This window comes from Pseudomonas sp. rhizo25 (genome assembly GCF_031931935.1).
Taxonomy (GTDB): Bacteria; Pseudomonadota; Gammaproteobacteria; order Pseudomonadales; family Pseudomonadaceae; genus Aquipseudomonas; species Aquipseudomonas synxantha.
On record NZ_JAUJXA010000018.1, the window covers coordinates 71733 to 79652 of the forward strand.

At 60.3% G+C, this 7920-nt stretch carries 5 protein-coding genes; 2 read left to right on the plus strand and 3 right to left on the minus strand.

Annotation, left to right across the window (positions count from 1 at the left end):
* Positions 1–48 precede the first annotated feature (48 nt).
* A complete protein-coding gene (locus QZR30_RS25015; protein ID WP_311904459.1) occupies positions 49–2406 on the minus strand; it encodes a DNA polymerase II in 2358 nt (785 codons plus the stop codon).
* A gap of 218 nt (positions 2407–2624) precedes the next feature.
* On the opposite strand from QZR30_RS25015, the gene QZR30_RS25020 reads away from it, so the two are divergent.
* Positions 2625–4844, plus strand: a complete 2220-nt coding sequence (locus QZR30_RS25020; RefSeq protein WP_059396868.1) for a TonB-dependent receptor — start codon at positions 2625–2627, stop codon at positions 4842–4844.
* 42 nt (positions 4845–4886) lie between these two features.
* Here QZR30_RS25020 and QZR30_RS25025 read toward each other — a convergent pair whose 3' ends face one another.
* The gene (locus QZR30_RS25025) at positions 4887–5354 is read right to left on the minus strand and encodes an SRPBCC family protein (RefSeq protein WP_056846135.1); all 468 of its coding nucleotides are present in this window, start codon (positions 5352–5354) and stop codon (positions 4887–4889) included.
* Positions 5355–5453: 99 nt separating this feature from the next.
* On the opposite strand from QZR30_RS25025, the gene QZR30_RS25030 reads away from it, so the two are divergent.
* Entirely contained in the window at positions 5454–5855 is a 402-nt protein-coding gene (locus tag QZR30_RS25030) for a GFA family protein (protein WP_068966791.1), read from the plus strand.
* Between the two features lies 1 nt (position 5856).
* Here the strand turns inward: QZR30_RS25030 and mrdA are convergent, their stop codons facing one another.
* Entirely contained in the window at positions 5857–7749 is a 1893-nt protein-coding gene (gene mrdA / locus QZR30_RS25035; protein WP_311904460.1) for a penicillin-binding protein 2, read from the minus strand.
* Positions 7750–7920 lie beyond the last annotated feature (171 nt).

Here is a 7920-nt window from a genome sequence, read left to right on the forward strand (position 1 = left end):
TTTGATTGGTGCTAGCCAGGCCTGGCTAGCGGCCATCCCGAATCGAGTTTAGAACAAGCCCATCTGCCCGCCCACCAGGGTGCCGAAATCGTCATTCACAAAAGGCAGGATCGCATCGGCTACTGGCTGCAATTGACGGGTGACGTAGTGGTCATAATCGATAGGTGCCTGCCGTACTTCCAGCGGCTCCGGGCCGTTGACGCTGATCACATAGCTGATCCAGCCACCGCGCTGGTACTGGCGCGGGCGCCCCAGGCGGTCGTTGTACTCGTCGGCCAGGCGCGCGGCTCGTACATGGGGCGGGACGTTGCGCTCGTAGTCGTGCAAAGGCCGGCGCAGGCGCTTGCGGTAGATCAGCAGCTCATCGAATTCGCCGCTCAACGTACGCCGCACGTAGTCGCGGACGTAATCCTGATGGGGCAGGCGATGGAAGATGCGCTGGTAGAGCTCCTGCTGAAATTGCCGGGCCAGGGGCGACCAGTCGCTGCGCACGGTTTCCAGGCCCTTGTACACCATCTCTTCGCTGCCATCGTCGCGCACGACCAAACCGGCGTAGCGCTTTTTGCTGCCCTCCTCCGCGCCACGGATGGTCGGCATAAGGAAGCGGCTGAAGTGGGTTTCGTATTGCAGCTCCAAGGCGCTTTGCAGGCCGTATTCGTTGCTCAGGTGGGTGCGCCACCAGTCGTTGACGTGCTGCACCAGCGCCAGGCCGATGCGATTGGCGTCCTGCGGTGAATGGGCGCCGCCGAGCCAGACGAAGGTGGAGTCGGTGTCGCCGTAGATCACTTCGTAACCCTGGGCCTCCACCAGCTCGCGGGTCTGGCGCATGATCTGGTGCCCACGCAGGGTGATCGAGGATGCCAGCCGCGTGTCGAAGAACCGACAGCCACTGGAGCCGAGCACGCCATAGAAAGCGTTCATGATGATCTTCAGGGCTTGGGACAGCGGCGCGTTATGTTCGCGCTTAGCCACTTCGCGGCCCTCGGAAACGCGGGTGACGATCGACGGCAAACAATGACGGGTGCGGGAAAAACGCGCGCCGCGAAAACCTTCCACCGATTCACTGTCGTCGGGGTACTTGAGGCCTTCGATCAAGCCCACGGGGTCGATCAGGAAGCTGCGGATGATCGACGGATAGAGACTTTTATAGTCCAGCACCAACACCGACTCGTAGAGGCCCGGGCGTGAGTCCATGACAAACCCGCCGGGGCTGGCTTGGGGCGGTTTGTCACCCAGGTTCGGCGCGACGAAGCCCTGGCGGTGCATCAACGGCATGTACAGGTGGGTGAACGCGGCCACCGAACCGCCGCTGCGGTCAGCAGGCAATCCGGTGACACTGGCCCGCTCCAGCAGGAACTTGAGCAGCTCGGTCTTCGCGAAAATCCGCGTGACCAGCTCGCAGTCTTTGAGGTTGTAGCGCGCCAGGGCCGGCTTGTCCTCGGCGAACATGCGGTTGATTTCGTCCATGCGCTGGTAGGGCGTGGAGATGTCTTTGCCTTCGCCGAGCAGGGTTTGCGCGACGTTTTCCAGGCTGAAGGATTCGAAGCTCCAGGTGGCCGAACGCAAGGCTTCGATGCCGTCGATGATCAGCCGTCCCGCCGCCGCGGCGAAGTAATGGTTGCGACTGCCGTGTTCGCGCCAGGTCATGGGCTCACCGCCACGCCCCAGCAGCAAGGGCACGTTCAGGCGCTGGGCGTGTTCGTGGAGCACGCGCAGGTCGAACTGCACCACATTCCAGCCGATGATCGCGTCGGGGTCGAAGGTGAGCAGCCATTGATTGAGGCGTTCAAGCAGTTGGGCACGGGTGTCGCAATAGTCGAGCTTGAAGTCCACCGCGTCGGGTTTGTTCGGCGGGCCGAGCATGTATACCTGGCGCTCGCCGCAACCCTCGAGGGCGATGGAATACAGATCGCCCTGGGCGGTGGTCTCGATGTCCAGGGACACCAGCTTCAATTGCGGACGGTAGTCGGGAGCGGGCTTCATCTGCGCGTCGAGCAAGGCGCCGTTCGCGTCGGGCGTGCCGCCGAACCACACGGGGGCAGTGATAAAGCGCTCCATCATGTAACGCTCGGGTGGGCGTACGTCACCTTCGTAGACATCGACCCCGGCAGTGCGCAGGCGCTTTTCGATGTCCATCAATTGGCGGTGCTGGCGGGCATAAAGGCCCAAGACCGGGCGATGGTGGAAGTCGCACAGTTGCAGCGGGCGCAGCTCAAGATCGCGCTCGCCCTTGAGCAGCCAATCGAGCGGCTTGCGGTACGCCTCGGGGATGAACACCACCGAGGTCTGCGCGGGCAGGCGAATGCAGCGAGGCCCATGGTCGGTGGCCAGCCAGAAACTGACCTCCGTGCCCGCCGGGGTGTCGCGCCAATGCCGGGTCAAAACAAAACCCTGCTGTAAATCCACCGTACCGCACCTCAGGAATTGCGTTAAGGGCGAGATTCTACTCGGCATCCGTGCAAACGCGGCAGGTTAACGCGCACGCAGACCGCAATCTCACAAATTTGTTGCAGGTTGTTAATAGTAATTACTATCATCTGCGCCGGAGTCGTATTCGCGCAGTGAGGAAGCGCAACATCGTTGTCCACTCCCTCACCGTTGACGGTTCGCCGTCAGGATCGATCATGCCCATCTGTAACGCTCCCGCTGTGCCGTTTCGCCCTACCCTGCTCGCCCTTTGCTGTTCCCTGAGTTTTGCTGCACAGGCGGCATCGCCAGCGGGTGCGGATAACGCACTGGAGCTAGGCGCTACCAGCATTAATGCCGAAGCGCCCGCGCCCACCGCATTGCCACCCGAGTTTGCAGGTGGCCAGGTGGCACGCGGTGGCCAATTGGGTGTACTGGGCAACCAGGACATCATGGACGTGCCCTTCAGCATGTCCTCCTACACCGAGAAACTGATTCGCGACCAGCAGGCGGAAACCGTCGGCGACGTGTTGCTCAATGACTCTTCCGTGCGTCAGGCCTCGGGGTATGCGAACCAGTCACAGACTTTCATGATCCGTGGCCTGCCGTTGAATGGCGACGACATTTCCTATAACGGTTTGTATGGCATCCTGCCGCGCCAGATCATCTCCACCGGCGCCCTGGAGCGCGTAGAAGTGTTCAAGGGCCCCAACGCCTTTATCAACGGTGTCACCCCCACTGGCTCGGGGATCGGCGGCGGTGTCAACCTGCAACCCAAGCGCGCCGATGATGTACCGCTGCGGCGGTTCAGCACCGACATCAGCAGCGATGGCCGGATTGGCGAGCACTTGGATATCGGCCAGCGTTTCGGTGAAGACAACCAGTTTGGCGCACGGGTCAACCTGTCCCAGCGCGAAGGCGATACCGGCATTGACGATGAAAACCAGCGTTCGAAGCTGTTTGCCGTCGGCCTTGATTACCGCGGCGATGCGCTGCGCCTGTCGGGTGATTTTGTGTATCAGAAGCAACGTATCAACGGCGGACGCAACTCGGTATTCCTCGGCAAGATCACCCACGTGCCGGATGCGCCCTCGGCAGATACCAACTATGCGCCGAACTGGAGCAGTACCAACCTTGAAGATACCTTGGGGATGCTGCGCGCCGAGTACGACCTGAACGAGAACTGGACCGCCTATGCAGCAGCCGGCGCCAAGCACAGCCGCGAAATGGGGCGCTACTCGTCGGTGACCTTGAGCGACAATTTCGGTAATGCCCTGGCGAGCCGCTCGACCATCGCCCATGAAGAGAACAATCGCAGCGCAATGGGCGGCCTGAACGGCAAATTCCAGACCGGGGCCATCAGTCACCGACTCAACTTCGGCCTGGCCGGTATTTGGACAGAAGCGCGCAATGCCTATGTGTTCAACGCCGCAGCAACGTCTACCCCAACCAATATCTACAACCCTGTGACCGGCGCGCCGCCGACGTTGAACAGCCCGCGTAACACGCCGGGCACCGATTTCAGCGATCCAACCATCACCGGCAAGACTTTCGTGCGCAGCGCAGCAGTCTCCGACACCCTGGGTTTCTTCGATGACCGCCTGCTGGTGACCCTGGGCGCACGCCGCCAACAGATGGTGGTACAGAGTTACAACTACATGAGCGGCAGCCGTACAGCCAACTATGACGAATCGATCACCACGCCGGTGTACGGCATCGTGTTCAAGCCATGGGAGCATGTGTCGTTGTACGCCAACCGCATCGAAGGCCTGGCACAGGGCCCGACATCGCCGCTCAAATCAGGCGAACTGACGGTCATCGGCGGCGGGCAAGCCTATGCGCCCGCTCGCTCCAAGCAGATCGAAGCAGGCGTCAAGGTGGACATGGGTACCTATGGCGCGACACTGGGCGTCTACCGTATCGAGCAGCCCGGCGCAGGTTATGCCGAGGCCATCGACGCCACCACGGCGCGCTATGTGCGTGAAGGTGAGCAGATCAACAAGGGCGTCGAGCTGAACGTCTTCGGCGAACCGGTCAGCGGCCTGCGTTTGCTGGGCGGGGTGACGCTGATGAAGACCGAACTCAAGGGCACCCTCAACGGCGCCAATGACGGCAACCGTGCCATCGGCGTTCCTTCATTCCAGCTCAACGCCGGTGTGGATTGGGATGTACCCGGCCTGCAAGGCGTGACCCTCAGCGGCCGCATGCTACGCACCGGCGGCCAGTACGCCGATGCAGCCAACAACCTGAGCCTGCCGGCCTGGAACCGCTTCGACGTGGGTGCGCGCTACACCTTCACCCTGGATGAGCGCGAGGTGACAGTGGGCGCAACGGTGGAGAACGTCGCCAACCAGAAGTACTGGGAGTCGGCCCAGGGTGGGTTCCTGAGCCAGGGTGATCCGCGAGTGGCGAAGTTGTCGGCGACGATTGATTTCTAAACGCTTGAAAATATGGGGGCTGAACTTCCCCCTTGCATCTCATCACTTGGCTGGTTTTTTGCCCAGATAGGCTTCGATATTGCCCATCTGCTCATCCCAACCACGGGAGTTCATCTTGAACGCTTTCTGGCGCCGGGCCTCGGGCACTTTGTCAAAACCAGATTCAACGACCCGCAGCAGGATACCCGGCGCACGATCCTCAATGGTGAACTCAACAAGAGTCGGTGTCTCCTCATCGTAATCGACGCCCGCTTCTACCGCGTAAGGGTGCCACCAGAAAGAAAACAGCGTTTGCGGCAGGATGCGTTCGATCCTGACCTTCCACACCACATGTTCGTAGCCTGGATAGGTAATCGGCGCTTCGAGGGTTTCCCCGGCAACAAAGGTTTTGCCCTTGAGCGCGATACCGAACCAATCACCAAATTGCTCGGCCTGCGTCAGTGCCTCCCAAACCTGCTTGCGTGATGCGTTGAGCAGGACTTTTCGTTCGATGCGATCTAATACGTGCATGCGTCACCTCCTCCATTGAACAGTAGGCGACATCGACCAATGCGCAACCTTCAGTTGTGCGCGATGATGATGACCCCATCCTTGACCTGGCCATAGGTTATGACTGACCCATTGAATGGAAGTTGCTTGTGCAAAGCGGTGCGCTACCAGGTGGACAGCCTGGACATGCCCATCAGCCACTGCCATTGCCAAAGCTGTCGCAAGGCGCACGCGTCCGCGTTTGTCGCCACGGCCGGGGTAATGCGCGAACACTTTCGCTGGACCGACGGTGAACAGCTGCTGTCGTCCTTTGAGTCTTCACCGGGCAAACGCCGGCATTTCTGCTCACGCTGCGGCTCACATCTGATCGCCGAACGTGGGCATCAGCCTCACGTGATTGTGCGGGTGGCGACGCTGGATGATGACCCAGGCACCCGGCCCACCGCGCATATCTGGACGTCCCATGAGGTACCCTGGCTTGCTTATGACGGCGTTGAGCGCTGGGACGAATGGAAGGCCTGAGTCAGACGCGTGGATCGCCTGGCGCCTTGGCGGGTGTCGCATATTGCGGTTTGAGATGACCTTCCTGGTCGAGCAGCCAAGCGTCCATGATCTGTCGCACCACGGGCCCGGCCACACGGCCGCCGGCCTCACCGTTTTCGATCATGACTGAAATCACGATTTTTGGATGTTCGGCCGGCGCGAAGCCGACGAACAAGGCGTTATCGCGATGGCGCTCCAACGTCTTGTTGCGGTTGTAGCGCTCACCCTGCTTGATCGCCACCACCTGGGCGGTACCACTCTTGCCGGCAATCCGGTATTGCGCGCCTTGAGCTGCGGCCCGGGCGATGCCGCGTGGATCGTGCATCACCAATTGCATGCCGTGGTTGACCTGCTCCCAATCACGCTGATCCTTGAGGACCACGTTGGGCATCGGGTTTTCATCCACGGGGGGGACGCCATTGATGGTCTTGGCCAGATGTGGCCGGTTCCAAACACCCTTGTTGGCGATCAATGCGGTGGCCTGGGCCAGTTGCAGCGGCGTCACCTGCATATAGCCCTGGCCGATACCGAGGATCACGGTTTCGCCTGGGAACCATGGCTGGCGACGGGTGGCACGCTTCCAGGCCTGGGACGGCATCAGGCCGGCAGACTCTTCGAACATGTCCAAGGATACTTTCTGACCGAGGCCGAACTCGGCGAGATAGTCGTGTAGGCGGTCGATGCCCAGCTTGTGGGCCAAGTCATAGAAGTAAGTGTCATTGGAACGCATGATGGCCGCGTCCATGTCCACCCAGCCATCGCCGCTGTGATTCCAGTTGCGGTATTTGTGATCGAAATCCGGCAGCTGGTAGTAACCGGGATCGAACACCCGGGTTTGCGGGGTGACAACGCCACTGTCGAGGCCGGCGATGGCCACTTCCGGCTTGATGGTGGAACCCGGCGCATAGAGCCCACGCAGTACGCGGTTGAACAGTGGGCGGTCGATGGAATCGTGCAACGCAGCGTATTCTTTGAAGCTGATGCCAGTGACGAACAGGTTAGGGTCGAAACTCGGCTTGCTGACCATCGCCAGTACTTCACCGGTTTGCGGATCCAGGGCCACCACCGAACCACGACGGTCGCCCAAGGCCTCTTCGGCGGCTTCCTGTAGCTTGACGTCGAGGCTAAGGACGATGTTTTTACCAGGGATTGGGTCAGTGTGCTTGAGCACCCGCAATACGCGTCCCTGGGCATTGGTCTCGACCTCTTCGTAACCGACGTGGCCGTGCAGTTCGGACTCGTAGAAACGCTCGATCCCGGTCTTGCCGATGGATTGGGTACCTCGATACTCCACGGAATCGAGGGTCTTGGATTCTTTTTCGTTAATGCGACCGACGTAGCCAATAGAGTGCGCAAAGTGCGCACCCAGTGGGTAGTGGCGGACGAATTGGGGCTCGACGTCCACGCCAGGTAGACGGAACTCGTTGACGGCCAACACGGCGATTTGTTCTTCGGTCAACTCATAGAACAAGGTGACGGGAACAAACGGGTGACGAGCCTGCTTGAGCGCCTTATCGAACACCGCACGGTCTTCGGCAGGCAGGTGCAGCAGATTGACGATTGCGTCCAGCTCGCCCTTGAGATCGGTGGTGCGCTCGCGGGTGATAGTCAGGTTGTAACTCGGACGGTTGTCGGCCAGCACTACGCCATTGCGGTCATAGATCAAGCCGCGAGTCGGCGTGATGGGCAGTACGTGGACCCGGTTGTTTTCGGAAATCGTGGAGTGATAGTCGTACTGCACCACCTGCAGGAAATACATGCGCCCTACCAGGGCACAGGTGATGCCGATCACCAACAGCGCACAGGCAAGCAAGCGCTTGTTGACCAGGCGATTTTCTTTTTCGTGATCTTTGATAGGTATCGGTTCAGGCATTTCTACAGCATCTCGTTGAAAAAGGTCGACGCCGCCTCCTGCGGATAAAGATCAATCCTTGTGAAAATGTGCTGCACCATACCAAAAATGCAGAAACACTTTGCATCGATTTCCCTCAACGGCAGGTTATTTAATGGGGGGGGAGGACCAGGAGCTGAGGGCATTTTCTCG

Excerpts from the sequence above, each read along its gene's own strand:
- QZR30_RS25020 (WP_059396868.1), top strand. The coding sequence starts at position 2,625 with ATGCCCATCTGTAACGCTCCCGCTGTGCCGTTTCGCCCTACCCTGCTC.
- QZR30_RS25025 (WP_056846135.1), bottom strand. The coding sequence starts at position 5,354 with ATGCACGTATTAGATCGCATCGAACGAAAAGTCCTGCTCAACGCATCA.
- QZR30_RS25030 (WP_068966791.1), top strand. The coding sequence starts at position 5,454 with ATGACTGACCCATTGAATGGAAGTTGCTTGTGCAAAGCGGTGCGCTAC.
- mrdA (WP_311904460.1), bottom strand. The coding sequence starts at position 7,749 with ATGCCTGAACCGATACCTATCAAAGATCACGAAAAAGAAAATCGCCTG.